Annotated in this window: 16 protein-coding genes; 7 read left to right on the plus strand and 9 right to left on the minus strand. The window is 74.3% G+C overall.

Going from position 1 to position 24,826, the window contains the following annotated elements:
* Positions 1-149: 149 nt before the first annotated feature.
* The 5 genes from QA634_RS26755 to rpmI all read right to left on the minus strand — a co-directional run bounded on the left by QA634_RS26755 (position 150) and on the right by rpmI (position 5,328).
* Positions 150-788 carry a VOC family protein gene (locus tag QA634_RS26755; protein WP_012335020.1) on the minus strand — a complete coding sequence of 213 codons (639 nt, stop codon included), beginning with the start codon at positions 786-788 and terminating at the stop codon, positions 150-152.
* Positions 789-862: 74 nt separating this feature from the next.
* Entirely contained in the window at positions 863-3,289 is a 2,427-nt protein-coding gene (gene pheT / locus QA634_RS26760; RefSeq protein WP_283026926.1) for a phenylalanine--tRNA ligase subunit beta, read from the minus strand.
* A gap of 79 nt (positions 3,290-3,368) precedes the next feature.
* Entirely contained in the window at positions 3,369-4,451 is a 1,083-nt protein-coding gene (gene pheS, locus QA634_RS26765) for a phenylalanine--tRNA ligase subunit alpha (protein ID WP_012335022.1), read from the minus strand.
* 246 nt (positions 4,452-4,697) lie between these two features.
* Complete coding sequence (gene rplT / locus QA634_RS26770) at positions 4,698-5,075, minus strand: 50S ribosomal protein L20 (RefSeq protein ID WP_012335023.1); 378 nt, start codon at positions 5,073-5,075, stop codon at positions 4,698-4,700.
* 52 nt (positions 5,076-5,127) lie between these two features.
* Positions 5,128-5,328: a 50S ribosomal protein L35 gene (rpmI, locus tag QA634_RS26775; protein WP_012335024.1), complete on the minus strand. Its 201-nt coding sequence runs from the start codon at positions 5,326-5,328 to the stop codon at positions 5,128-5,130.
* Between the two features lie 358 nt (positions 5,329-5,686).
* Here rpmI and QA634_RS26780 point away from each other — a divergent pair, with 358 nt between their 5' ends.
* From QA634_RS26780 to QA634_RS26795, 4 genes are all read left to right on the plus strand, one after another.
* Entirely contained in the window at positions 5,687-6,817 is a 1,131-nt protein-coding gene (locus QA634_RS26780) for a glycosyltransferase family 4 protein (RefSeq protein ID WP_012335025.1), read from the plus strand.
* Between the two features lie 276 nt (positions 6,818-7,093).
* Complete coding sequence (locus QA634_RS26785; protein ID WP_012335026.1) at positions 7,094-9,388, plus strand: amylo-alpha-1,6-glucosidase; 2,295 nt, start codon at positions 7,094-7,096, stop codon at positions 9,386-9,388.
* Positions 9,385-9,873: a tRNA (N6-threonylcarbamoyladenosine(37)-N6)-methyltransferase TrmO gene (gene tsaA / locus QA634_RS26790; RefSeq protein ID WP_012335027.1), complete on the plus strand. Its 489-nt coding sequence runs from the start codon at positions 9,385-9,387 to the stop codon at positions 9,871-9,873. Before QA634_RS26785 ends, tsaA begins: the two co-directional genes overlap by 4 nt.
* Positions 9,874-10,148: 275 nt before the next feature.
* Positions 10,149-11,819: a methyl-accepting chemotaxis protein gene (locus tag QA634_RS26795; protein WP_012335028.1), complete on the plus strand. Its 1,671-nt coding sequence runs from the start codon at positions 10,149-10,151 to the stop codon at positions 11,817-11,819.
* Between the two features lie 263 nt (positions 11,820-12,082).
* Here QA634_RS26795 and QA634_RS26800 read toward each other — a convergent pair whose 3' ends face one another.
* The 4 genes from QA634_RS26800 to QA634_RS26815 all read right to left on the minus strand — a co-directional run bounded on the left by QA634_RS26800 (position 12,083) and on the right by QA634_RS26815 (position 19,837).
* Entirely contained in the window at positions 12,083-13,231 is a 1,149-nt protein-coding gene (locus QA634_RS26800) for a GNAT family N-acetyltransferase (protein ID WP_012335029.1), read from the minus strand.
* Positions 13,228-14,565: a lipopolysaccharide biosynthesis protein gene (locus QA634_RS26805; RefSeq protein WP_012335030.1), complete on the minus strand. Its 1,338-nt coding sequence runs from the start codon at positions 14,563-14,565 to the stop codon at positions 13,228-13,230. Before QA634_RS26805 ends, QA634_RS26800 begins: the two co-directional genes overlap by 4 nt.
* A gap of 291 nt (positions 14,566-14,856) precedes the next feature.
* Complete coding sequence (locus QA634_RS26810) at positions 14,857-18,912, minus strand: Pls/PosA family non-ribosomal peptide synthetase (RefSeq protein ID WP_012335031.1); 4,056 nt, start codon at positions 18,910-18,912, stop codon at positions 14,857-14,859.
* 331 nt (positions 18,913-19,243) lie between these two features.
* The gene (locus tag QA634_RS26815) at positions 19,244-19,837 is read right to left on the minus strand and encodes a histidine phosphatase family protein (protein WP_012335032.1); all 594 of its coding nucleotides are present in this window, start codon (positions 19,835-19,837) and stop codon (positions 19,244-19,246) included.
* 83 nt (positions 19,838-19,920) lie between these two features.
* Here QA634_RS26815 and QA634_RS26820 point away from each other — a divergent pair, with 83 nt between their 5' ends.
* From QA634_RS26820 to QA634_RS26830, 3 genes are all read left to right on the plus strand, one after another.
* A complete protein-coding gene (locus QA634_RS26820; protein ID WP_012335033.1) occupies positions 19,921-20,877 on the plus strand; it encodes a polyphosphate kinase 2 family protein in 957 nt (318 codons plus the stop codon).
* A 468-nt stretch (positions 20,878-21,345) separates the two neighbouring features.
* Entirely contained in the window at positions 21,346-23,730 is a 2,385-nt protein-coding gene (locus tag QA634_RS26825; RefSeq protein ID WP_012335034.1) for a hypothetical protein, read from the plus strand.
* A gap of 125 nt (positions 23,731-23,855) precedes the next feature.
* Positions 23,856-24,821, plus strand: a complete 966-nt coding sequence (locus tag QA634_RS26830; RefSeq protein WP_012335035.1) for a glycosyltransferase — start codon at positions 23,856-23,858, stop codon at positions 24,819-24,821.
* Positions 24,822-24,826: the final 5 nt, after the last annotated feature.

The raw sequence follows: 24,826 nt of genomic DNA on the forward strand, positions 1-24,826 counted from the left end.
GAGCCAGGGCCGGGTTGTTCTCAGTCCTGAGTTGACCTCTATCAGAGGGGTAAGCTGCGCGGACACCTGGGGGCGCGGGCGCTGCACCGCGGCGGCCCGGTTCCGCGACCCGACGCATGGTGCCGACGGGCACCCGGGAACGAGCCCCCTCAGGTGAGGACGCGCTCCCCCGCCGGCGTGCGCACCAGCGCCCGCAGCGCGAAGTCCGGGCCCGCCCGGAAGGCGGGCGGGTCGACGAGGCCGAGCCGCGCGTGCAGCGCCGCGATCCGGTCCGGCTCGGGATGCGCGAGGTCGAGGCGGACGAGCCGCGCCCCCGCCTCCGGCATCGCGCCGGCCGGGCCCGGGAGCCCCTCCCAGTCGATCACGCTGGGCACGGCGCCGTCCTCCGGCAGGGTGCCGTCCGGCCGCAGGGCGAACAGCCAGGACCGCTCCCCCCGCGAGATCCGCGCCGGGCACCCCACCAGGGCGCCATGCGCGGCCGCGACCGCGGCGATCGCTCCCGTCCGCGCCACCAGCGTGCGCAGCCGCCGCCCGCGCGCCCAGGCCGCCCGCACCGCGTCCAGGTCGTCGAGGCCGAACCAACGCGGCCCGGCCGGCGCCGGTGCCTCGGGGTCGCGCGCGATCACCTCCAGATAGAGGTCGTCCCCGAGCCGCAGGACGAGGTTGTGCGTGCCCATCTGGGGATGGCGGCCGCCGGCCCGCATCGGCAGCCCGAGGCACGCCTGAACATGCGCCTCGCCCTCGGCGAGCGTCGGGGCGACGATCACCAAATGGTCGAGCCGCAGCATCTGCGCGCTCACGGCCCCCTCCCGGCGCTCGCGTCCGTCATCGCCCCTTCCCCGGACCCGCCCGGCGCCGGGCGTCAGCCCCGCAGCGTGGCGCCGGTCTTCTTCGCCACCTCGGCGACGATCCGGGCGCTCACCGCCTCGATGTCGGCCTCCGTGAGGGTGCGGTCAACCGGCTGCAGCCGCACCGCGACCGCGACGGACTTCTGGTCCGCCCCGATCCCCGGCCCCTCGTAGACGTCGAAGACCTCGGCCCCCGCGACGAGCGTCCGCTCGGCCCCCTGCACGGCGCGCAGGATGTCGCCGGCCGCGCCGTCGCGGCCCACCACGAAGGCGAAGTCGCGGCTCAGCGGCTGGAAATCCGAGAGCTTCGCGGCCGGCTTGACCTTGGTCGGCCGGTGCTTGGGCAGGGGCAGGGCGTCGAGCACGATCTCGAAGGCGACGACCGGTCCCTTCACGTCGAGCGCCCTGAGCACCCGGGGATGCACTTCGCCGAAATGCCCGATCGGGGTCCTCGGCCCGAATTGCAGCGTGCCGGAGCGGCCGGGATGGAACCAGTCCGGCCCGCCGGCCACGACCTGCAGCCCGCCGACCGGCACGCCGAGGGCCGTGAGCAGCGCCAGCGCATCCGCCTTCGCCTCGTAGGCGTCGACCGGCCGCGCCGCGCCGTCCCAGTGCCGGCCCGCGCCGGCGGCGCGCGCGCTGCCCCGCCGCAGGGCCGCCGCCCGCATGGTCTGGCCCTCGGGCGCGTCGGAGGCGAAGCACTGCCCGACCTCGAACAGGGCGACGTCCGGGTAGCCCCGGTCGGCGTTGCGCTGGCCCGCCCGCAACAGGCCGGGCAGCAGGCTCGGGCGCATGTCCGAGAGGTCCGCCGCGATCGGGTTCGCCAGCGCCAGGTCCGGCCGCCCGCCGCCGAACGCCTCGGCATCCGCCTTGGCGATGAAGGACCACGTCACCGCCTCGACGAGGCCGCGCGCGGCGAGTTCGCGCTTGGCGAGGCGGGTGCGCTTCTGCAGCACCGTCAGGACCGGGCGGATCACCGCCGCCTCGACCCGCGGCAGCGGCTTCGGCTCGATCCGGTCGAGGCCGGCGATGCGCACGATCTCCTCGACGAGGTCGGCCTTGCCCTCGACGTCCGGCCGCCAGGAGGGCGGCAGCACCTTGACCCGGTCGCCGCTGCCGGAGACGTGGAAGCCCAGCGCCTCCAGCGTCACCTTCATCTCGGGCCGCGGCAGGTCGAGCCCCGAGAGGCGGCGCACCTCCGTCCAGGGGAAATCGATGACGCGGTCGGTCTCGGGCCTCTCGCCCGCGACCGTCGCCTCGGTCGGGACGCCGCCGCAGAGCTCGATCACCATCCGGGTCGCGAGGTCGAGGCCGGGCAGGGTGAAGGCCGGGTCGACGCCGCGCTCGAACCGGTAGCGGGCATCCGTGATGATCCCGAGCCGCCGCCCGGTCCGGGCGATGGTGCGCGGGTCCCAAAGCGCCGATTCGATCAGCACGTCGGTGGTGGATTCGTCGCAGCCCGAAGGCTCCCCGCCCATGATGCCGGCGATCGATTCCGGCCCCGCCGCGTCGGCGATGACCACGATCCCGTCGTCGAGCTGGTAGGTCCGGCCGTCGAGGGCGAGGAGCTCCTCGCCCTCGCGCGCCCGGCGCACCGTGAGGTCCCCCCTCACCTTGGCGGCGTCGAAGACGTGGAGCGGCCGGCCGCGGTCGAAGGTGATGAAGTTCGTGATGTCGACCAGCGCATTGATCGGCCGCAGGCCGATCGCCTTGAGGCGGCGCTGCAGCCATTCGGGCGAGGGGCCGTTGCGCACGCCGCGCACGAGCCGCAGGCCGAAGAGCGGGCAGAGATGGCCGTCCTCGGGGGCGAGGGCGCGGGTCACCGCGACCGGGCAGGGCCCCTCCCCGCGCAGGGTCGGCAGGGTCTCGCGCCTGAGCCGCCCGAGCCCGGCCGCCGCGAGGTCGCGGGCGATGCCGGCGACGCCCGTGCAGTCGGGCCGGTTCGGCGTCAGGTTGATCTCGATCACCGGGTCGTCGAGGCCCGCATAGGCCGCGTAGGTCTCGCCCACGGGCGCGTCCGCCGGCAGGTCGAGGATGCCGTCGTGGTCCTCCGAGAGGCCGAGCTCGGCCCCCGAGCAGAGCATGCCGCGGCTCTCGACGCCCCGGATCGTGCCGACCGACAGGGTGATGTTCTTGCCCGGCACGTAGGTGCCGGGCGGCGCGAAGACGCTGCGCATGCCCGCCCGCGCGTTCGGCGCGCCGCAGACGACCTGGACGGGCGCGGCCCCGTCCCCGAGATCGACGGTGCAGACCCGCAGCCGGTCGGCATTGGGATGCGGCTCGGCGGTGAGCACGGCGGCGATCCGGTAGGCGGCGAGGTCCGCCGCCCTGTTCTCGACGCGCTCCACTTCGAGCCCGATGCGGGTCAGCGTCTCGACGATGACGTCGAGGGACGCGTCGGTGTCGAGGTGGTCCTTGAGCCAGGAGAGGGTGAATTTCATGGGGCGCCGGCCGTTGGCTGGAAGGGAGTCGGGACTTGCGCGTCCGGGCGGGGGGCGACGGGGAACCGCGACGCCGCCCTCAGCCCGTGAGCCCGCCGACGAGGCTCGGAATGTCGAGGGGCCGGAAGCCGTAATGGTCGAGCCAGCGCACGTCCGCCTCGAAGAACGGGCGCAGGTCCGGCATGCCGTACTTGAGCATCGCGATGCGGTCGATGCCCATGCCCCAGGCGAAGCCCTGCACCTCGTCCGGGTCGAGGCCGCACTGGCGCAGCACGTTCGGGTGCACCATGCCGCAGCCCAGGATCTCCAGCCAGTCGTCGCCCTCGCCGAAGCGGATCTCCCCGCCCTTGCGCGAGCACTGGATGTCGACCTCGGCGGAGGGCTCCGTGAACGGGAAGAACGAGGGCCGGAAGCGCATCTTCACGCTCTCGACCTCGAAGAACGCCTTGCAGAACTCCTCCAGGATCCACTTCAGGTGGGCGAGCGTCGCCGTGCGGTCGATCACCAGGCCCTCGACCTGGTGGAACATCGGCGTGTGGGTCTGGTCGGAATCGTGCCGGTAGGTGCGGCCGGGGCAGATCACCCGGATCGGCGGCTGCTGGCTGCGCATCGTGCGGACCTGCACCGGCGAGGTGTGGGTGCGCAGGAGCTTGCGCGTCCCGTCGCGGCCCGGCGGCAGGAAGAAGGTGTCGTGCATCTCCCGGGCCGGATGGCCCTCGGGGAAGTTCAGGGCCGTGAAGTTGAGCTCGTCCGTCTCGATGTCCGGCCCCTCGGCCACCGCGAAGCCCATGTCGCCGAAGATCGCCGTGATCTCGTCGATCACCTGGGTGATCGGGTGGACGCGCCCGCGCGTCTCGGGGCCCTCGCGCACCGGGAGCGTCACGTCGATGCGCTCGGCGGAGAGCCGCGCCGCGAGGGCCGCCTCGGCGAGCGTCTCGCGGCGGGCCAGGATCGCGCCCTGGACCCGGTCGCGAAGTCCGTTGATCAGCGGGCCGCGCTCCCTGCGCTCCTCGGGCGACAGGCTCCCCAGGGTCTTCAGGAGTTCGGAGACGGCGCCCTTCTTGCCGAGGGCGGCCACCCGCACGCCTTCGAGCGCGGCCTCGTCGGCGGCGCCCTCGACCTGCGCCAGGAGGTCGGATTCGAGGCTGTGAAGATCGGTCATCGTGTCCCTGCCGGATCGCGCCGGATGCCCTGCCCCGCGAGGCACGGGCGGTCAAGCCGCCGCGATGCCGCCCGGCCTCGCGCGCGGCGCGCCGCCCCACTCGCGGCGCAGCGCCGCCCAAACCGCGGCGCGCAGCGCCGCCCAAACCGCGGCGCGGCGCGCCGCCCAAACGGAAACGGCCCGCGCGAGGGCGGGCCGTCGAACCATGCAGCCCCCGGGCGGGCCGAGCCCCCGGAAGCGCCGCCGCTACGCCGCCTGCGCGGTCTCGGCCGGCAGGGCCGCCCGGGCCTGCTCGACCACGGCCGCGAAGGCCGCCGGCTCGTGGATGGCGAGCTCGGAGAGCGCCTTGCGGTCCACGACGATGCCCGCCTTGGCGAGCCCGTCGATCAGGCGCGAATAGGTCAGGCCGTGCTCCCGGGCCGCCGCGTTGAGGCGCTGGATCCACAGCGAGCGGAAGTTGCGCTTCCGGTTCTTCCGGTCGCGGTAGGCGTATTGGAGGCCCTTCTCCACCGCCTGCTTGGCGATGCGGATCGTGTTCTTGCGCCGGCCGTAATAGCCCTTGGCGGCCTTCAGCACCTTCTTGTGCTTGGCGTGACTCGTTACGCCGCGCTTGACGCGTGCCATGATGATCTCCTGAACAATTCTACGAAACAGACGGATCGCGGCTCGGAAGCTCTCAGCCGTTCGGCAGGAAGAACTTCTTCACGTTGGCGGCGTCGCCCTCGAACAGGGTGGTCGTGCCGCGCAGGTTGCGGATCTGCTTCGTGGTCCGCTTGATCATCCCGTGGCGCTTGCCGGCCTGGGCGTACAGGACCTTGCCGGTCCCGGTGATCTTGAAGCGCTTCTTGGCGCCCGACTTGGTCTTGAGCTTGGGCATTTGGCTCTCCTGAACGCGCGGGGACCGGGCTCCGGAGGAGCCCGACCGTCACGCGCATCGGTTGCGTGGAGCGAAGCGAACCGCCACGGCAGCCCTCACGGCCGGGCGGTTCGGTCGAGGCGCGCGCTCTAGCACAGCCGATCCCGGCCCGCAATCACGGCTTGCCGGGCGCCGCGGCGCCCGCGCCGGGCGGCAGGGGCCCGGGGCGCCCTGTGCGCAGCGGGGACGAGGCCGCGCCGCCCCTCGTCTTGTGCGACGCACCGGAACCATAAGCGTGGCGTCGCGGTTCTGTTCATGTCCCGCTCAGGCCCGATCGTGCTTGATCCCGCCAACGATTGGCGTCTCAGGAGAATTCGTCGTGCGCATAGCCCAGATCGCCCCCCTCGCAGAGGCCGTGCCGCCCAAGTTCTACGGAGGCACCGAACGTGTGGTCTCGTGGCTGACGGAGGAGCTGGTGCGCCAGGGCCACGACGTGACCCTGTTCGCGAGCGGCGACTCGGAGACGAGCGCCAAGCTGGTCGCCTGCGCCCCCGAGGGCCTGCGCCTCGCCGGCATCCGCGACCACGTGGCGAGCCACCTCGCCATGCTCTACCACCTGCGCCGGCGGGCGGACGAATTCGACATCATCCACTTCCACATCGACCTCCTGCAGTATCCGCTGTTCGAGGACCTGAACCACAAGTGCGTCACGACCCTGCACGGGCGCCTCGACGTGCCGGACTTCATGCCGGTCTACCGGACCTTCACGGGCATGCCGCTCGTGTCGATCTCCGACCACCAGCGCGGCCCGATGCCGTCGAACGCCAACTGGCTGGCGACGATCCATCACGGCCTGCCGGCGGAGAACTGCCGCTTCTCGGCCGCGCCGAGGGACGGCGGCTACCTCGCCTTCCTGGGCCGCATCTCGCCCGAGAAGCGCCCCGACCGCGCCATCGAGATGGCCAAGCGCTCCGGCGTCAAGCTCAAGATCGCCGCCAAGGTCGACAAGGCCGACCAGGAATACTGGGACGAGGTCATCGAGCCGATGACCCATCACCCGCTCATCGAGTATATCGGTGAGATCAACGAGGACCAGAAGCACGAGTTTCTCGGCAACGCCCTGGCGCTCGCCTTCCCGATCGACTGGCCGGAGCCGTTCGGCCTGGTGATGATCGAGGCGATGTCGGCGGGCACGCCGGTGATCGCGTGGCGCAACGGCTCCGTGCCGGAAGTCATCAAGGACGGCGTGTCGGGCGTCCTGGTCGAGTCCATGGACGAGGCCGTGGCCGCCGTCGAGACCGTGAAGGGCATGAGCCGCCAGGCGGTGCGCCGCTACTTCGACACGCGCTTCACCGCGACCGTGATGGCCAACACCTACCTCAACGCCTACGAGTCGCTGATCGCCGCTGACGCGGCGGCGATCAAGCTGCCGGGCCTGCGCCCCGAGATCGGGGCGGGCGCCGCGAACGGCGTGCACGGGGCGAAGCCGGCCGGCCTCTGGCCGCTCTGACCCGATCCGTCCCGTGCGGGACGGCGTCCCGTCCCGTGCGGGACGGCGAAAGGCCCGGCCTCCCCGCGGAGGCCGGGCCTTCTTGCGTGTGATCGCCGTCCGGACGTGATCGTCCGGACGGCGTCTGAGCCGGGCTCAGGTCGGGAAAGCCGCCTCGCGGCGTCCTGCCCCTGGCGCGGGCCGCAGGATGGCCCACATTGGCGGGCCTATGGGGGCGCAGTGATTCGGGCCGCGCGCCCGACGCGTCCTGCCCTCGAGACCTGGAGACCCGCCCCGATGGCCGCGACCGTGCAGGAGAGGAGCCCCTTTCCCGGCGTCCCCGACGACGAGCCCCTGCCCCAGTACCACATCGAGGCCCAGACCTCCCTGGTCGAGCGGCCCCTGCGCTCTCTCAAGCACGGCGACGCGTTCGCGGTGCTGGACAGCTACGGCGACATCGGGGTCTTCCCCGGGCCCGAGGGCCTGTACTTCCAGGACACCCGGTTCCTGTCGCGCCTCCAGCTCACGGTGGAGGGCCAGCGCCCGCTCCTGCTCGGCTCGGTGATCCAGGACGACAACGGCGCGCTCTCGGTCGACATGACCACGCCCGACATCCGCCTCGACGCGGGCGACGAGACCTCGATCCCGCGCGAGATCATCGCCCTCGACCGCACCAAGTTCATGTTCCGGGGCACCTGCTACGACCGGATCGGGCTGCGCAACTACGACACCCGGCCCCGGCACCTGCGCCTCGCCCTGACCTTCGACGCGGATTTCCGCGACCTGTTCGAGGTCCGCGGCGCCACCCGCGAGCGGCGCGGCCAGCGCAGCGTCGTGGTCACGCGGCCCGACGAGGTCACCTTCCGCTACCAGGGCCTCGACAACCGGCTGCGCACCACCCGCCTGCGCTTCGGCCCCGCCCCGACCGTGATCGAGCCGCACCGGGCCGAGTTCGAGATCCGCCTCGCCCCCGGCGGCCGGGCCTCGATCTTCGTGCGGGCGGTGTTCGATGCGAGCGACGTCAAGGCCGACGCGCTGGTCGCCGTGACCGGCAGCGCCCTGCCCACCTCCTCCCCGGTCTACCCCAACCCGCGCCGCGAGGAGGGCCACGCCAAGGGCGAGGGCATGGCCTTCGCGCTGGCCTACCGCGACGCGCGCCGCGACCTGCGCGCGGCCACCGCCGACATCACCACCATCGAGAGCTCGAACGACCAGTTCAACGAGGCGGCCTGCCGGGCCACCGCCGACCTCTACATGCTGGCGACCCGCACGACCCACGGGATCTACCCCTACGCGGGCATCCCCTGGTACAGCACGGTGTTCGGCCGCGACGGCATCATCACGGCGATGATGACGCTCTGGATCGACCCCAACATCGCCAGGGGCGTGCTGCGCTACCTCGCGGCGACCCAGGCGAGGACCAACAACCCGGCGGCCGATGCCCAGCCGGGCAAGATCCTGCACGAGACCCGCCACGGCGAGATGGCCAATCTCGGCGAGGTGCCCTTCGCGCTCTACTACGGCACGATCGACGCGACGCCGCTCTTCGTGATGCTGGCCGGCCAGTATTTCGAGCAGACCGGCGACAGGGCGACCGTCCAGGCGATCTGGCCGAACATCCTGGCCGCCCTCGAATGGATCGACACCTACGGCGACCGGGACGGCGACGGCTTCGTCGAGTACGCCCGGGAGACCGACAAGGGCCTCGCCAACCAGGGCTGGAAGGACAGCCACGACTCGATCTTCCACGCGGACGGCCGCATGGCCCAGGGCCCGATCGCGCTCTGCGAAGTGCAGGGCTACGTCTACGCCGCCAAGCGCGCCGCCTCGAAGCTCGCGGGCGTGCTCGGCCACGTCGCCCTGTCGGAGCGCCTGAAGGACGCCGCCGAGCGCCTGCGGACCGCCTTCGACCGGGCGTTCTACTTGCCGGAGATCGGCACCTACGCCCTCGCCCTCGACGGGGAGAAGCGCCCCTGCGCGGTGCGGGCCTCCAATGCCGGCCACGCCCTCTTCACCGGCATCGCGCTGCCCGAGCGGGCGGCGAGCGTCGCCGAGGTGCTGATGTCCAAGGACGGGTTCAACGGCTGGGGCGTGCGCACGATCGCGCAGGGCGAGGCGCGCTACAACCCGATGTCCTACCACAACGGCTCGATCTGGCCGCACGACAACGCCATCGTGGCGCTGGGCCTCGCCCGCTACGGCCACAAGGCGGCGGCGGCGCGGGTCTTCGAGGGCCAGCACGGCGCGTCGCTCTACCAGGACGGGCGGCGGCTGCCGGAACTGTTCTGCGGCTTCAGCCAGCGCAACCAGCGCGGGCCCACCAATTACCCGGTGGCCTGCAGCCCGCAGGCCTGGGCGGCCGCGGCGCCCTTCGCCTTCCTGGCCGCCTGCCTCGGCCTCGAACTGCGCCACGACCGCAACCGGATCCGCTTCCGCGACCCGATCCTGCCGGGCTTCCTCGACCGGGTGCTGATCCGCAACCTGAAGCTCGGCCCCTCCCGCGTCGACCTCCTGCTCCACCGCCACGGCCCCGACGTGACGGTCAACGTCCTGCGCCGCAAGGGCGACGCGCAGGTGGTGCTGATGAAGTGAGCGGCGAGTTCGGCCTGCGCCCCGGCGAGGAGGGCATCCCCCTCCCCGCCGAATTCGACGCCGGCCTCCACTTCATCGGGCGCCTGCGCACCCCCTGGACGCGCCGCGAGGAATGCCCGCGCAACGCGGCGCAGTCGGACGCCGCCTGCACGGTCGAGCTCGATCCGCGCTTCGCCCCGGGCCTCCTCGCCCTCGACGGCACGACCCACCTGATCCTCCTCTACTGGATGGACCGGGCGCCGCGCTCGCTGCTGGTGCAGCGCCCCCGCCACGCCGCCGGCCCGCGCGGCACCTTCGCGCTGCGCTCGCCGGCGCGGCCGAACCCGATCGCCCTCGCGGTCGTCGACCTCCTCGGCATCGCCGGGCACCGGCTCACCGTGCGCGGCCTCGACTGCCTCGACGGGACCCCGCTCCTCGACATCAAGCCCTACTTCGCCTCGACCGACTCAAAGCCCGGGGCGCGGGTCGGCTGGCACGAGGCCTGAGGGCGGCGGCCGGGGCAGTCCAGGCCGCGTCGCGGCGGCCGGCAGCGCTCCGTCAGGCCGGATGGTCTGACTTCCCGCTTCCGTTGCTGAGGCGGCCTGGTCTTGTCCGCGCCGCATCGGAGACCTGCCATGTCTGCGCCGCCGCGGCCCTAATCTTCGAAGCGCGCCTGCATCGAACTAGGCGCGACGACTTCTGAAGGGTTCAGATGAGTTACATTTTATCAAACAGTCGCCGATAGAACCGGATCCGTCTGTATCGATATTTGGTCTTGCCTATGCGGATCCGAAGCAAGCTGCTCGCCCTCATGGGCGCGCTCGGGGGCGTGACGCTCCTGGTGGCGGCGCTGGCCGTGCACTTCCTGGCGGCGGTCGGCGGCGACCTGGAAGCGGTGCGGGCGACCTCGACCCGGGCGCTCTACAGCGAGCGGCTGAACCGCCTCGTCACGGCCGCCGTGATGGAGTCCCGCGGGATCTACGCCGCGAAGGACGTCGCGGAGGCGCGGCCCTTCGCGGACGGGCTCGTGGCCTCGCTCGACGCGGTCGACGCGCTCCTCGCCCGCTGGACCCCCCTCGTCCCGGACGAGGAAAGGCCCCTGCTCGAGGCGGTGGTCAAGGGGGCGGCGGCCTTCCGGAGCTTCCGGCTCGAGACGGTGCGGCTCGCCCGCGAGGTCTCGCCCCAGGCCGCGGCCCTGCAGGGCAACAACGAGGCGAACCGGGCCAACCGCAAGGCCTTCCAGGTCAGCATCGACGCGCTGACCGCCCACAGCCAGGATTCCGTCGCGGCGATCGAGGGGCAGGCGCGGCGCCTCGCCGACGACCGCATGCGGCTGCTGCTCGGGCTCGCCCTCGGCGGAGCGCTGGCCTCGGTCGCGCTCGGGGCCCTGGTGGCCCAGCGCCAGATCGGGCGGCCGCTGCAGCAGGTCACGGCGGCGATCCGGGCCCTCGCCGCGGGCGAGGTGCGGCTGCCGCAGGCGGTGCGGCGCCGGGACGAGATCGGCGAGATCTGGGCCAGCATGGCGGTCTTCGCCGAGGCGATGCGCGAGGCCGAGACCCTGCGCGGCCGGGAGGCCGAGGGCGAGCGCCGGGCGAGCGCCGAGCGCCGGGCGCAGCAGGCCGCCCTCGGGCAGCGCTTCGAGGAGAGCGTCGGGGGCTTGGTGAGGCAGGTCGCGGCGGCGGCGCGGGCGATGGAGGATCAGGCCCGCACGCTGGTGGAGACCGCCGACGTGGCGACCCGCGACGCGCAGATCGTGTCCGGGGCGGCGCAGCGGACCTCGTCGCACGTGGCGACCGTGGCGGCGGCCACGGAGGAGATGTCGGCCTCGATCCAGGAGATCGTCGAGCGGGTCGACGCCTCCTCGCAGGTGGCCGGCCAGGCGCAGGAGGATGCCCGCCGCACCGATGCCAGCGTGCAGCAGCTGGCGGCGAGCGCCGAGCGGATCAGCCGCGTCGTGGCGGTGATCTCCGACATCGCGGCGCAGACGAACCTGCTGGCCTTGAACGCCACGATCGAGGCGGCGCGGGCCGGCGAGGCGGGCCGCGGCTTCGCGGTCGTCGCCGCCGAGGTGAAGAGCCTCGCCGGGCAGACCGCCCGGGCGACGGAGGAGATCGCCGGTCATATCGGCGAGATCCAGGCCGCCACGCGGGCGGCGGTGGCGGATCTCGGCCGCATCGGCGGCGTGATCGCCACGATGTCGGGCGCGGCGGGCGCCATCGCGGCGGCCGTCTCGCAGCAGGGCGGCGCGACCCGCGAGATCGCCCGCAGCGCGCAGGAGGCCGCCGCCGGGACCGCGCAGGTGACGCAGACCGTGACCGAGCTGCACCGCGGCGCGGGCCTGACGGGCGACGCGGCCGCCCGGGTGCTGGAGGCCGCCAACGCGGTGTCGGACTGCTCCGACACCCTCACCCGCGAGGTGAGCGGCTTCCTCTCGGCCCTCTCCGCCGCGTGAGGCTCGCGGCGCAGGTCGTTGACGGCGTCATCCGACGCTCACGCGGCGACGGGGGCGGGGCCGTCCGCCCCGTGTCGGGTGACGCGATCTCCGCCTGATCGGTTCGGACTTGCGCCGCGCCTGGGCACGATCCTGGCTCTCGGCGGTCCGTCCCGATTGGCGCCGGATGGGCGCCGGACGGCGATGCCGGACCGATCAGGCGAGTACCGTAGGGCGAGATCCGCCGCGAGCGACCGCCGGGGCCGGGCAGGGTCCGCCCCGCATCAGCCCCGCGCGGCGGCCCGTCGCAGCCAGGCCCGCAGGGCGGCCGCCCGCGCGCGCCACGCCCCCGAGCGCCGCAGGGCGGCCGCCAGGGCGGCGACCGGCGGGCCGCCCGGCGCCGAGGCCGCGAAGCCGACGATCTCGCTGCGCCCCGGATAGAGGTCCGCCAGGACGCGGCTGTCCTGCGTCGCCGAATCGAGCCGGTCGGCCTCGGATCCCTCGTGCAGGGCGCGGACGATCTCCGCCTCCAGCAGGGCGCCGGGCGCGAAGGCGGCGTAGCGCTCGTCGTAGGCCGTCTTCAGGAGGAACACGGTCCGGCGGCAGGTCAGCGCCACGCTCGCGGCGATCGGCACGCCGTCGAGGCGCAGCAGGTCCGCCCGGGCGGTGACCGGCCCCTCGCCCGCCCCGAACAGATCGGCCGCCAAGGCGGCCGTGGCGGGGCGGCTCGCCAGCGCGGTGCCGACCCGGCCCTTCCAGCCGGCCCGCTCCAGGGCGAGGAAGGCCGCGCAGGCGGCGCCGAGGTCGCCCGCCGGCCCGACCGTCTCGAAGCGCACGGCGCCGAGCGCGTCGAGGCGCCGCCGCCGCCGCCGCAGGTCCTTGACCCGGTTGCGGCTCGGCGCCGCGGCGAGGCAGGCGGCGTGGTCCGGGAAACGGTCGAGGACCGGCCGCGCGAAGCGCGAGACGGTCTCGACGCCCCAGCCTGCCTCCGCCATCGCGGCGAGGAGCCCGGCGCCGGCGGGCGTGCCCGCGGGCAGGAGCGGCCAGCGCCAGCTGTCCGAGACGCGCGCGAGGCCCGCCACCAGCGCCGCGAGGGCGGGCGCGAAAGCGGCGCCCTCGGCGACGAGGGGCGCCGTCGCCGTGATGATCGGGGCGGTGAAGGGCGCGGCGCTCCTTCGCAGCATCGGGCGCGCGGGCCGGATCGGCAGCAGCGCCAGCAGCGCCGGCCCGTCCCGGACGACCACGCAGGCGAGGTCCGGCGGGGCGAGCCCGTGGGCGAGGTGGGCCGCGATCATGCGCCGGCCGTAATCCGGCGAGGGCGCCGCCGCGCGCGCGACGAGGGCGTCCCAGGCGGCGGGGTCGAGGGAGGCGGCCGGGACGATCTCGGGCGCGAGCGAGGCGGAGGCGCCGCGCGGGGAGAACGGGGCGTTCACGGGGCGGCCTCGGGACGGGTGGGGCCGATGGCCGCCGTGGCGAGGCCGAGGCGCCGCCGCGCGGCCAGGGCCAGGAGGAGGCCGCGCAGCGCGACGACGAGGGCGGCGGCGAGCGCCGCCCCGAGCACCCCGAGGGGCGGCACCAGGGCCAGCATCAGGGCGACCGTGAGGACGAGGAGCGCGCCCGTGAGGGCCGCGCAGAGGCGCTCGGCCCCGAGCATGCTCAGCACGTCCTCCGCCGGGCCGAAGGCGGCCGCCAGGGCGTGCCCGGCGACCAGGAGCGCGAGGAGCGGCAGCCCGGCCCGGAAATCGGCGCCGAACAGCCCGAGCAGCACGGGCGCCGCGGCCAGGATCGCGAGCCCCGTCGCCAGGACGGCGAGGAGCGTCAGGCGCGCCCAGTGCCGCACGAGGCGCGCGAGGCCGGCCCGGTCGCCCCGGGCCTGCGCCTCCGCGAAGCGCGGGGCCGCGACCGCGGAGGCCGCGTAGGCGACGAAGGCCACGACCTGCACGAGGCGGGTCGCCGCGAAGTAGAGCCCGACCGCCTCGGGGGGCAGCAGGAAGCCGAGCACCAGAACGTCCGCGAAGTTGAAGCCCGAGCCGGCCAAGTCGACGAGGGCGAGCGGCAGGGCGGTGCGCATCCAGCCGCGCCACGGATAGGCGCCCGGGCCGGGCGGCAGCAGGCGCGCGAGGCGCCCCAGGAGCGCGGCCCCCTGCAGCGCCAGGGAGAGGGCGGTGGCGGCCAGCATGCAGGCGACCGCGGTCGCGGCGAGCGGGGGCGCCCCTGCGGCCACCGCGGCCAGCATCGCCGCCGCCAGCAGCGCCTGCCGCAGCAGGTAGGGCGGCGCGATGGCCAGCAGGGTCCAGGTCTGGCCCCGCGCGACGCCCTCGCAGAAATCCTGCAGGGCGACGAGCGGCAGGACCAGGGCGCCGAGCAGCAGCGGCCCGCGCAGGCCGGGCTCCACGAGGCCCGGCGCGAGGGCGAGGAGGGCGGCTCCGGTCCCGGCGAGCAGCGTCCCGGCGGCCAGGGAGAGCGCGGCCCCGAACACCAGGAAGCCCCGCCCCCGCGCCGCCGTCCCCGTCGCCCGGTATTCCGGCAGGAAGCGGGAGGCCGCCTGCGACAGGCCCCAGGTGGAGGCGTGGCCGAGGAGCGCCGTCCAGACCCAGACCGCCGCGAAGATCCCGTACTCGGCGGGCCCCATGGCCCGCGCCATCAGCACCTGGGCGAGGAGCGCGCAGCCCGCGGCGGCGACCCGCACGCCGAACACCGCGACGGCCATGCGCGCGAGGCCCGCCACGGAAGCCGACGCGTCGCTGAGAGAGGCCCCGGCCGCCATGGGGAACACCTGGTGGGCGCGACTTGGCGATGCGCCGCCGCAACGGCGAGTTTAGGGGCCGGGGATTGCGCGCGGGTTAAGCCGATCGGAGGGATTCGGCCAGGGCCGACCGCGCCTGCCGGCGCCGGCCCGGCGCGCCGCGTCCGGGGCCGCCGGCGCCGACGGTCGGGCTGTCCGCGCGGGGCAGGTCGGGGCGCGGGCGGCGGATCACGGGCTGCGCGGCAGCCTGGTCTGGCGGTCCTGACCGGGCCGCGCCCGCTCCGGATGCCGCGGCCGGAGCGGGACCCGCCCTCAGGCGGCCCGCGCCGCCTCGGCCGGCGCGTGCACGACGGGCACGGCCGGTGAGCCCTCCCACTCGCTGTCGGAGGGGATCGACTCGCCCTTCATGATCACGGTGAGCGGGCGCAGCCGGGCGAAGTCGCCGACCTCGGTGTCATACAGCACCGTCGCGAAGGCGCCGACCGTCACCCCCCGCCCGAGCGCCACCCGCCCGACCTTCATCACCCGGTCCTCGTAGAGGTGGGTCTGGAGCGCCGACATCCGGTTGATCGCGGAATAATCCCCGATCGTCACGCAGTCGAACTCGGTGATGTCCGTGGCGAGCAGGCAGACGCCCTGGCCCGTGCGGGTGCCGAACAGGCGCAGCACCCAGGGCAGGAAGGGCGTGCCCATCAGGTGCTCCAGCAACACCCGGCCGGCGAGGCCCCAGTACATCACCGCCACCGCCTCCGTGCGCATCGCCCACCACGACCACATCGGGTGCATGCCCGGCCGGTAGGCGCCCATCAGCAGCCACTTCACGGCGATCACCACCAGCGTCTGCACCACCGCGATCACCACGCTGGTGACCACGAAGCTCACCGCCAGCCCGAGCCAGTCCCCGGCCAGGATCGCCGGGTAGAACACGAAATCGATGGCGATGATCGCGCAGGTGATGAACAGCATCGGCGAGAAGGACGAGGTGAAGGCCTCGAACACCCCGCGCCCGATCCGCGGCCAGATCCCCGGCTCGAAGGTCTGGCGCTGGCCGAGATCGACCTTCTGGCGGGTCGGCAGCTTGATCGGCGGCGAGCCGAACCAGGTCTCGCCGGGGCCCATCCGCGCGTTGCCCGGCGGCTTCGACTTGATGCCGATGAGCACGTCGTCCGGGATCACGGTGCCGGGCGGCACCACCGCGTCGTTGCCGACGAAGACCCGCGACCCGGTGCTGACGGGCGCGAGGTGCATGTAGCCGTGGCGCACCTCCTCCTCGCCGTACACGACCTCGTCGGCGATGAAGTTGCGCGCGCCCACCTCGGCGAGGTCGTAGCGCCCCGCGAGGTTGGTGGAGATCTCGGCCCCGAGCCCCATCCCGGCCCCCATCAGCCGGTACCACGCCCGCATATAGACCGTGGCGAAGAGCGAGGAGAGCGTCTCCAGCATCACCTCGGCGGCGAGCGCCACCGCCCATTTGCGCAGGTACACGCCGCTGTCGACCGGGTAGCTGCCGGCCCGCAGGCGCGGCAGGACCAGCCAGCGGATCGCCGCGATCAGGAACACCGTCGCGGCCGTCATCAGCATGGCGGTCGGCCAGGTCAGGAGCGGCAGGTAGAGGTGGTAGTCGACGTCGGTCAGGGTCGCGAGCGAGTCGCTGATCTGGTCGAAGATGTAGAAGGCCGGGAAGATCGGCAGCAGGCCGATGGCCGGGACGCCCGCGAGCAGCGCCGCGTAGGTCACGAAGAAGGCGGCGCGGCGGGGTCTCGACACGGGCGGCGGCTGCGGGATGGCCGAGAGGTCGACCGTGCCGACCTTGCGGCCGGGCGAACCGTCCCAGATCTCGGCGCGGCCCACCACCGTGCCGGCCGGCACCGTCGTCAGGTCGCCGATCTCGCAGAAATCCTCCAGCCGGGCGCCGTGGCCGATGACGCAGGACGTGCCGACCGCGACGTTCTCCCCGATCACGACCGGGCCGATCACCAGCTCGTCGCCGACGATCTCCGCGTTGGCGATGACGAGGCGCCCGCCCAGCGAGGCGCCGCGCCCGACGCTGAGCAGGTCCGCCGCCCCGACGTCGATGTCCGAGATGATCGCGTCCTTGCCGATCCGGGCGCCGAGCAGCCGCAGGTAGATGCGGATCATCGGCGAGCCCTGCAGCCACTTGACGTGGACCAGGGGCGTCAGGCGCTGGGTCAGCCACCAGCGGAAATAGTAGGTGCCCCAGAGCGGGTAGCGCCCGGGCCGGGTGCGGCCGAGCACCAGCCACTTGGCGGCGATCGCGGTGAGCGCCGTGACCGCGTTGAGCCCCATATAGACGAGGAGCAGCACCGCCATCTCCTCGAAGAAGCCGAGGTCGCCGCCCGTGATCAGCAGGTAGGTGACGAAGATGCCGAGCCACTGCGCGGTGGAGAGGGCGATGATGAAGGGCAGCACCGCCGCCTGGGCGAGGCCGCAGAGGAAGCGGCGCCGGAGGGGCGGCGGCGCGAAGGAGAGATCCCGCGTTGCGGCCTCGGTGCCGACCCCGCCGGTCCGCGCGATCAGGCTCTCGGCCATCGCCCGCAGGGTGCGGTGCGCGTAGACGTCCTGGAGGGTGATCGAGGCCAGGACCGGCACCTCGCGCACGGCGCCGACGAAGCGCGCGGCGAGGAGCGAGTGGCCGCCGAGGTCGGAGAAGAAATCCGCCTCGAAGGGAATCGCGACGTTGCCGAAGGCGCGCTTGGCCGCGACGAGGAGCGCCGCCTCGGTCTCGTTCGCCGGCTCCTCCTGCTCGCCCGTGGAGGCCGGGGCGGTGAGGGGCGCGGCGCGCAGCGCCTTGCGGTCGACCTTGCCGGAGGCGGCCAGGATCGGCAGCGAGGCCGTCACCTCGAAATGGCCGGGCACCATGTAGGGCGGCATGGTCGCGGCGAGCGCCGCGCGCAGGCGCGGCGTCTCGATCTCCGCCCCGCGCTCCGGCACCAGGAAGGCCACCAGCCGGTCCACCCCGTCGTCCTGGCGCAGCACGACGGCGGCCTGCCCGATCCCGGGCTGCGCCCGGATCCGCGCCTCGATCTCGCCGAGCTCCACCCGGAAGCCGCGGATCTTCACTTGGTCGTCGATGCGGCCGTGGAAGAGGATGCGCCCCTGCGGGTCGAGGGAGACGGCGTCGCCCGAGCGGTAGAGCACCGGGTCGGAGCCGTCGCCGCCGTAGGGGTTGGGGATGAACTTCTCCCGCGTCAGCTCCGGCCGGGCGAGGTAGCCCGCGGCGATCCCGGGGCCGCCGATCAGGAGCTCGCCCTGCACGCCCGGGCCGACCAGGGCGAGGTGCTCGTCCGCGATATAGGCGGTGTAGTTGGCGATCGGCCCGCCGATCGTGACGGGGTCGCCCGGCCGGATCTCGGCCGCGGTGGCGACCACGGTCGCCTCGGTCGGCCCGTAGGTGTTGAACAGCCGCCGGGTCGGGGTGGCCCAGCGGGCGACCAGGGGCTCGGGCAGCGCCTCGCCGCCGAGCAGGATCAGCCGCAGACCCGGCACGTCCTGCGTCATCAGGGCGAGCAGGGTCGGCACCGTGTCGAGCACCGTGATCCCGTTCGCCGCGAGGAGGCCGGGCAGGGCCTCGGCGTCGCCCATCATGGCGGGGCTCGCCACGAACAGGGTCGCGCCGACGAGGTAGGGGACCCAGATCTCCTCCATCGAGAGGTCGAAGGCGACCGAGGCGCCCTGGAACACCACGTCGTCCTCGGTGAGGCCGTAGAGGTCGTTGGCCGAGCGCAGGAAGTGGCAGATGTTGCGGTGGCTGATGACGATGCCCTTGGGCACGCCGGTCGAGCCCGAGGTGTAGATCAGGTAGGCCGGATGCTCCGGCGTCAGGCCCGCGGCGCGCAGGTCGGGGGCCGGGCCCGGCGCCTCGCCGGCGATCTCCGCCGGGGTGAGCGCCTGCGTGCCCGCGGGGGCCTGGCCCTTCAGGGACTCCGACACGAGGATCGCCTTGGCGGCGGCGTCATCCAGGCAGACCGCGACGCGGTCGGCCGGCGCCTCGGCGTCGAAGGGCAGCCAGGCGGCGCCCGCCTTGGTGATGCCGATCTGCGCCACCAGCAGCTCGGGCGAGCGCGCCATCCACAGGCCGACCACGTCGCCCGGGCCGATGCCGCGGGCGGAGAGCCCGCTCGCGATCGCGTCCGAGCGGGCGTCGACCTCGGCGTAGGAGAGGCGCGTCTTCCGGGCGCTCGCCCCGTCGATGAGGGCCGGATGGCCGCCGCGGCGGCGCGCCGTGTCGCGGAACAGCTCGGCCAGCACCTCGTCGCGGAGGAGGTCCGGCCGCGCGGCGCCGCGCAGAACCGCCCGGTGAGCGGTCTCGGCGGAGGTCGAACGGGCGATCCCGGCGGTCTGACTCATGCTCTGCTCCACGGCCCCGGGCCGATGCGCGCCGCCCCGTCCGGGACGGCGTCCCGCGCGCTCGCGGGCGGTCCGGCCTGCGAGGCAACGCGCGCGACCCGAATTCGTACGATTCTGGCGCGGTCGCGCAACGGCCCAGGATCATCCGGCCGGATGTCCCTCCGATGAACGGCCCCGGGCCGCGGTGGCTTACCCTCTCGGGCGCCGGGCCGTCCACCCGCCACGCCGCATTCGCGCGGCCCCGCCCCGTCATCCGGACCTGTCCGGTCCGGCGGACCTGTCCGGCCCGGCGGACCTCTCCGGTCCGGGCCGCGTGCCGATCCGCCGCGCATCAGATCCAGCGAGGGCCGGCCGCGTCGATGACCAGCACGCGGCCCTGCCAGATGTCGCGATGGGGCGCCTCGGCGGGCGAGGCGTGCCCGCCCGCGACCAGCACCGCCCGGGCGACGCCCCCGTGCGCCACCATCACGGTCGGCCCGTCGAGTCCGTCGAGGACCGGGCGCACCCGCGCGAGGAGCATCGCGTAGCTCTCCGCCCCCTCCCCCGGCGGGCGATGGCCCCAGCGGTCGTGGTTGCGCGCCGCGTAGCCGCGCGGGTCCGCGACGCGGATCTCCCGCAGGGTGCGGCCCTCCCAGGCCCCGAAGCCGAGTTCCTTCAGGCGGGGATCGGTGGCGTAGGCCTCCGGGGCGAGCCCGAGCCGGCGGCGCAGGGTCTCCATGGTCTGGCGGGTGCGCGTGAGCGGGCTCGCCAGGTAGGCGGCCTCCGGCGCCCCCGCGCCGAGCAGGGCGGCGAGGCGCTCGCCCACCGCCTCGGCCTGGGCGAAGCCCCTCGGATTCAGGGGCGTGTCGCGCTGGCCCTGGAGGCGGCCCTCGGCATTCCAATCGGTCTCGCCATGGCGCACAAAGTAGAGCGGGGGACGGCTCATTCCCGGCCGCTCCCCGGCGCGGAACGCCGTCCGGACGGTTCCGTTAACGATCGCATCCCGCTCTCCCCGGTGCACGCTCCCCGATGGCGAAGAACAAGCCCAACCGCAAGCCTGAGCCGGCGCCGGTGCCGCACGGGCCGCACCCGCACTCCTCCGCCTGGGCCGCCGCGGCGGCGGAATTCGAGGCGCGGAGCCCCGGCTCGATGGCGGCCTACGCGGCCGCCCGGCCGGTGCCCGGGCCCGGCCTCGCCGTGGTGCGGCCGGACGCGCCCTTCTCCCTCGCGGCCATCGACCCGAACGCGCCCAAGGACGCCGACAAAGAGGCCGCCGTGACCGCCCTCGCGGTCGAGCGGGCCCGGATCCAGGCCTTCCAGGAGCGCCTCTACGCCGAGCACCACCGCAGCCTGCTCGTCGTGCTGCAGGCGATCGACACCGGCGGCAAGGACGGCACCATCCGGCACGTCCTCGAAGGGGTGAACCCGCAGGGCTGCCAAGTCTGGTCCTTCAAGACGCCGAGCCGGGAGGAGCTCGATCACGACTTCCTCTGGCGCTACCACCAGCACACGCCGGGCCGCGGCATGATCACGGTGTTCAACCGCAGCCACTACGAGGACGTGCTGATCGTGCGGGTCAAGAAGCTGGTGCCCGAGCCGGTCTGGTGCGAGCGCTACGGCCTCATCAACGATTTCGAGCGGCTCCTGACCCTGTCGGGCACCACGGTGCTCAAGTTCTTCCTGCACATCTCCCGCGACGAGCAGAAACGCCGGCTGGAGAGCCGGCTCAAGGACCCGCAGAAGCGCTGGAAGTTCGACCCCGCCGACCTCGTCGAGCGGGAGGCCTGGGACGATTACCAGGCCGCCTTCCAGGACGCGCTCACGCGCTGCGCCACCGACCACGCCCCCTGGTACGTGGTCCCGGCGAACCAGAAGTGGTTCCGCAACCTCATCGTGGCGCGCACCATCGCGGACACGCTCGAAGCGATGAACCCGCAATATCCGAAGCCGCCCGAGGAACTCGACAGCATCACCGTGCCGGATTGAGCCGACCTGTACGGAGATCTTGCGGAGATCATCGAGGAGATCGGCCGGGTAATCCATTCTCGTTCGTGGCCGATGCGGACGAAACCACAACATCACGCCCCGACTTGAGGATTTCTCCGGAAAGGGAGCGGCTCTGCGGCGAGGCGGGAAGGTCTCGCGCACTAAACTTCTCCCGCGACGCGTTGCTTCGGCAGCTGTTGACACCGTCCGATACGGGCGTAACCTCGGTTCTCGCGGGCGCGGTGGCGAAACTCTCGTCGCGCAGCATCGATGATGGGCGGGCGCAGGGGCGGCGCCTCTGCGGCATGGATCGCTGCGGGGCTCTCCCCTGTTCGGGCCTGCGCGGGCGGCGCCTCGGCGGATGCCGGTCCGAGACCGAGAGCCCGCGGCGAAGGTCAGTCTCGAAAGGCCCTGAGGGGCGCGCGGCGGGCCGGACCCGGCCGCGCGGCCCGACGCGAGGGGGCGCCGATGGGTCACGCCAGCGATCACCGTGACGAGGGGCCGCGCGCGCCCCTCTCCCGGGCCTGGGACGGGGTCCTGCGCTGGCTGCGGGTGCTCTGGGTCTGCCGGGCGAGCGCGGCCAGCGCCCTTGCCGGCCTCGTCCTGTTCACGCTCGCCGGCCCCGCCCGGGACCTGTTCATGGAGAGCCAGCCCTACGGCCTCTACTGGACCGGGTTCTTCGCCATGGTCCTGGCCTGGGCCCTGATCGTCCACTACGCGGCGCGCAAGGTGCTGGAGCAGCAGGCCTGGGCCGAGCCCGGGACCCCGCTGCCGCTCGCCGGGGCCTGCCGGCACGCCCTCGCCGAGCGCTACCGCTGGCCCGCCGCCTGGGTGCCGCGCCTCCTCGGCCTCCTGTGCCTCGTCGCGGTGTGGCTCGGCATCGCGGGCGCGGCCGCCGACCTCGCCCCGGCGCGAAGGGCCCTCGACCTGCCGGATCCGCGGCGCCTCCTGGGATTCCTGGCCGTCGTCGCGGTGCTGTACGCGGCCTACGTGGTCCTGCGGCGGCGGCTGGCCGAGCCGGGGCTGCGCCGGGAGCCCTGGCCGGCCTACCTGCACGACGTCGTCACCGGGGAGGGCGGCAGCCTCCTCAGCGAGCCGACCCCGTTCTGGTTCTTCGCCCTCGCGACGCCCGAGGGGCGGCGCCGGCGCGGCGGCGGGGCCGGCGTCAGGGGGGACGCCGTCGCCTTCCTCCTGCTGGCCTTCCTGGTCGTCGTCTGGGGCATCGCCGTCGCGCTGCCCGGGCTGGTCGAGACCGTCACGCCCCGCGCCCTGTTCGTGGTGCTGATGCTGGGCCTGCCCGTGTCGCTGCTCGCCTTCCTGTCGGCGCTCTCACACGCCCTGCGCCTGCCGGTGATCGCGCTCCTCGTCCTCGGCCTCTTCCTCGGGACGGGCGCCGTCCGCGACTTCCACGACCTGAGGCGCCTCGACGGGCCCGGGACGGTCCGCCCGGGGCTGAGGGAGGCGATGGAGCGCTGGCTGCGCCTCAATTGCCGCCCGGACGACCCGCAACCCTGCCGGGCGCGGCCGGTCATCCTGGCGAGCGCGGGCGGGGCGAGCCGGGCCGCCTTCTTCACCGCCACCGTGGTGGGCGACATCCTGGCGGACGGGCGCGTCGACCTGCGCCGGCGGCTCTTCGCGATCTCGGGCGTGTCGGGCGGCTCGGTCGGCGCGGCCTTCATCCGGGCGGCGCTGGACGACGCCCGGCCGGACGGCGGCGCGCCCTGCGGGCGGGTCGGCCGCGCCTGGTTCCGCCACGACGCGCGCCCGACCGGGCCCTATACCTGGAAGGAGTGCCTGCAGGCCCTGACCGCCGGGGACTTCCTGTCGCGCCCCTTCGTGGGCCTGGCCTTCCGCGACCTGTTCGGCTTCCCGCTCCACGACCTCGTGGGGATGGCCGACCGGGCCGTCCTGCTGGAGAGGGCCTTCGAGGACCAGTACCGGGCGCTGGTCGGGCCGGAGGGGAGCCGGGACGGCGGGCTGGCGCGGGCGCTCGGGGAGGAACCGGTGGGGCCGGAGCGTTGGGCGCCGCGCCTCATCCTCAACACGACCTCGGTGCTGGACGGCCGCCGCTCCCTCGTCTCCGACCTGCTGCCGTTCCGGTGCGACGGGGGCGCGGACGCGCCCCTGTTCCCGACCGCCGTCGACCTGTTCGAGACCCTCGGCGCCGGGCGAAGCTGCGCGGACGGGGCGCCGGCTGCGACCGGCGCGGTGGCGGCCCTGCGCCTGTCCTCGGCCGCGACGGCGAGCGCCCGCTTCCCGGTGATCTCGCCCCACGCCGTGATCCGCAGGCGCGCCGAGGCGGCCGGGTCGCTCGGGGACGCGGTCGACCTTCTGGTCGATGGCGGCTACTTCGAGAATGACGGGTTGACCACGGCGCGCCAGCTCGCCGAGGCCATGCAGGCGGTGTGGCCGGGCTTCCCGAAGGCCGTCATCCTGCACGTCACCAACAACCCGACCTCGGAATCCTCCGGCGGAGGCGACGTGGCGCAACGCTCGCCGCGGCGGCAGGAATTCGTCGACGGCCTCCTGGCCCCGTTCAGGACCATCCTGGCGACCCGCGACGGCCACGCGGCGGTCGCCCTCTGGACCGCCCAGCACGCCTCATCGGCGGTCGAGGAGGTGCTGTCGTTCCAGGTCTACGACGCGGTGGCGCCGGGCGCGAAGGAACCCGGCTGCGCCCTCGCGCGCGCGCCGGAGACGGCCCGGGGCGGCGGGTCGGTCGACCGCATCAAGGACCTGTCGATGAGCTGGTGGCTGTCGGGCGCCGTCCAGGCCTACCTCGACAGCCAGCTCTGCCACCCGGCGAACCGGGCCGCCTACGGGCGGCTGCTGACGCATCTCGGCATTCCGTGAGGCCCCCGGCGCGGGGACCGGGCGGCCGGCCCGCCGCGCCGGCGCGCGAGCGCCGCTCTGGGCCCCAGCGCCAAACTGACGTAAGGTCATGCGAGGGCGCGCGGCGCCGCGACGGAGCTCATCCCATGACCGCCAACCGGTGCGTGCTCGCCGGGATCGTGACCTATCACCCCGATCCGTTCGAACTCACCCGGCTCGTCGGGCGGATCGCGCCCCAGGTCGAGGAGATCCTGATCGTCGCCAATTCCGACCTGCCGGACGCCCTCGCGGCGCAACTCGGCGAGGTGTCCGGGCCGACGCCGCTGCGCGTGCGGCGCGCCGCGGGCAACGAGGGGCTCGGCGCCGCCTATAACGGGCTCGCCTCGCGGGCGCGGGCGGGCGGGTTCGGCTTCGTGCTCCTCCTCGACCAGGACAGCCTGCCCGGGCCGGGCTGCGTCGCCGCCCTGCGGGCCGGGTTCGCGGCGCTCGAGGCGGCGGGCGAGCGGCCGGCCCTGCTGGGGCCGCGGCCGGTCGGGCCGGGCGGCGCGCCCCTGAAGGCGCCGCCCCCGCTCGCCGGCCGCGCGGCGGAGGGCCGCCTCGTCCCGGTGGCCTTCGCGATCTCGTCCGGATCGCTGATCCGCCGCGAGGCCCTCGACGCGGTCGGCCCGTTCCGCAGCGACTTCTTCATTGACGGGATCGACGTCGAGTGGTGCCTGCGGGCCGCCGCCGCCGGGTTCACGGTCTGGCGGGCGGAGGACGAGCCGATGGCGCACGCCCTCGGGCGCGGGGTGATCCGGCTCCCCTTCGGGCTGCGTCTCGCCGACCAGCCGCCCGCGCGCGTCTACACGGCGATCCGCAACCAGCTCGCGCTGCTGCGGCTCGCCCACGTGCCGGCGCGCCTCAAGGCCCGGATGCTGCTGGCCCTGCCGCTCCGGATCGCCGCCTACCTGGTCCGGGCGCGGGCCTCGCGCGAGATCCGCTCGGCGCTCTGGTGCGCGGTGCGGGACGGCGCGACCCTCCGGCTCGGGCCCCCGGGCCGCCGGTTCCGGCCCGCGCCGGCCGGGCACCGGGTCGCGGCGGGCGGCCGCGCCGGGCAGCCGCGCCGGTCCTGACGCGG

Origin of the sequence: Methylobacterium sp. CB376, from assembly GCF_029714205.1 — a bacterium.
Classification (GTDB): domain Bacteria; phylum Pseudomonadota; class Alphaproteobacteria; order Rhizobiales; family Beijerinckiaceae; genus Methylobacterium.

Bases quoted from the DNA above. Each gene is read 5' to 3' on its own strand.
- QA634_RS26755 (WP_012335020.1), bottom strand. From the start codon at position 788: ATGCTGCGGCTCGACCATTTGGTGATCGTCGCCCCGACGCTCGCCGAG.
- pheT (WP_283026926.1), bottom strand. From the start codon at position 3,289: ATGAAATTCACCCTCTCCTGGCTCAAGGACCACCTCGACACCGACGCG.
- pheS (WP_012335022.1), bottom strand. From the start codon at position 4,451: ATGACCGATCTTCACAGCCTCGAATCCGACCTCCTGGCGCAGGTCGAG.
- rplT (WP_012335023.1), bottom strand. From the start codon at position 5,075: ATGGCACGCGTCAAGCGCGGCGTAACGAGTCACGCCAAGCACAAGAAG.
- rpmI (WP_012335024.1), bottom strand. From the start codon at position 5,328: ATGCCCAAGCTCAAGACCAAGTCGGGCGCCAAGAAGCGCTTCAAGATC.
- QA634_RS26785 (WP_012335026.1), top strand. From the start codon at position 7,094: ATGGCCGCGACCGTGCAGGAGAGGAGCCCCTTTCCCGGCGTCCCCGAC.
- QA634_RS26795 (WP_012335028.1), top strand. From the start codon at position 10,149: ATGCGGATCCGAAGCAAGCTGCTCGCCCTCATGGGCGCGCTCGGGGGC.
- QA634_RS26805 (WP_012335030.1), bottom strand. From the start codon at position 14,565: ATGGCGGCCGGGGCCTCTCTCAGCGACGCGTCGGCTTCCGTGGCGGGC.
- QA634_RS26810 (WP_012335031.1), bottom strand. From the start codon at position 18,912: ATGAGTCAGACCGCCGGGATCGCCCGTTCGACCTCCGCCGAGACCGCT.
- QA634_RS26815 (WP_012335032.1), bottom strand. From the start codon at position 19,837: ATGAGCCGTCCCCCGCTCTACTTTGTGCGCCATGGCGAGACCGATTGG.
- QA634_RS26820 (WP_012335033.1), top strand. From the start codon at position 19,921: ATGGCGAAGAACAAGCCCAACCGCAAGCCTGAGCCGGCGCCGGTGCCG.
- QA634_RS26825 (WP_012335034.1), top strand. From the start codon at position 21,346: ATGGGTCACGCCAGCGATCACCGTGACGAGGGGCCGCGCGCGCCCCTC.
- QA634_RS26830 (WP_012335035.1), top strand. From the start codon at position 23,856: ATGACCGCCAACCGGTGCGTGCTCGCCGGGATCGTGACCTATCACCCC.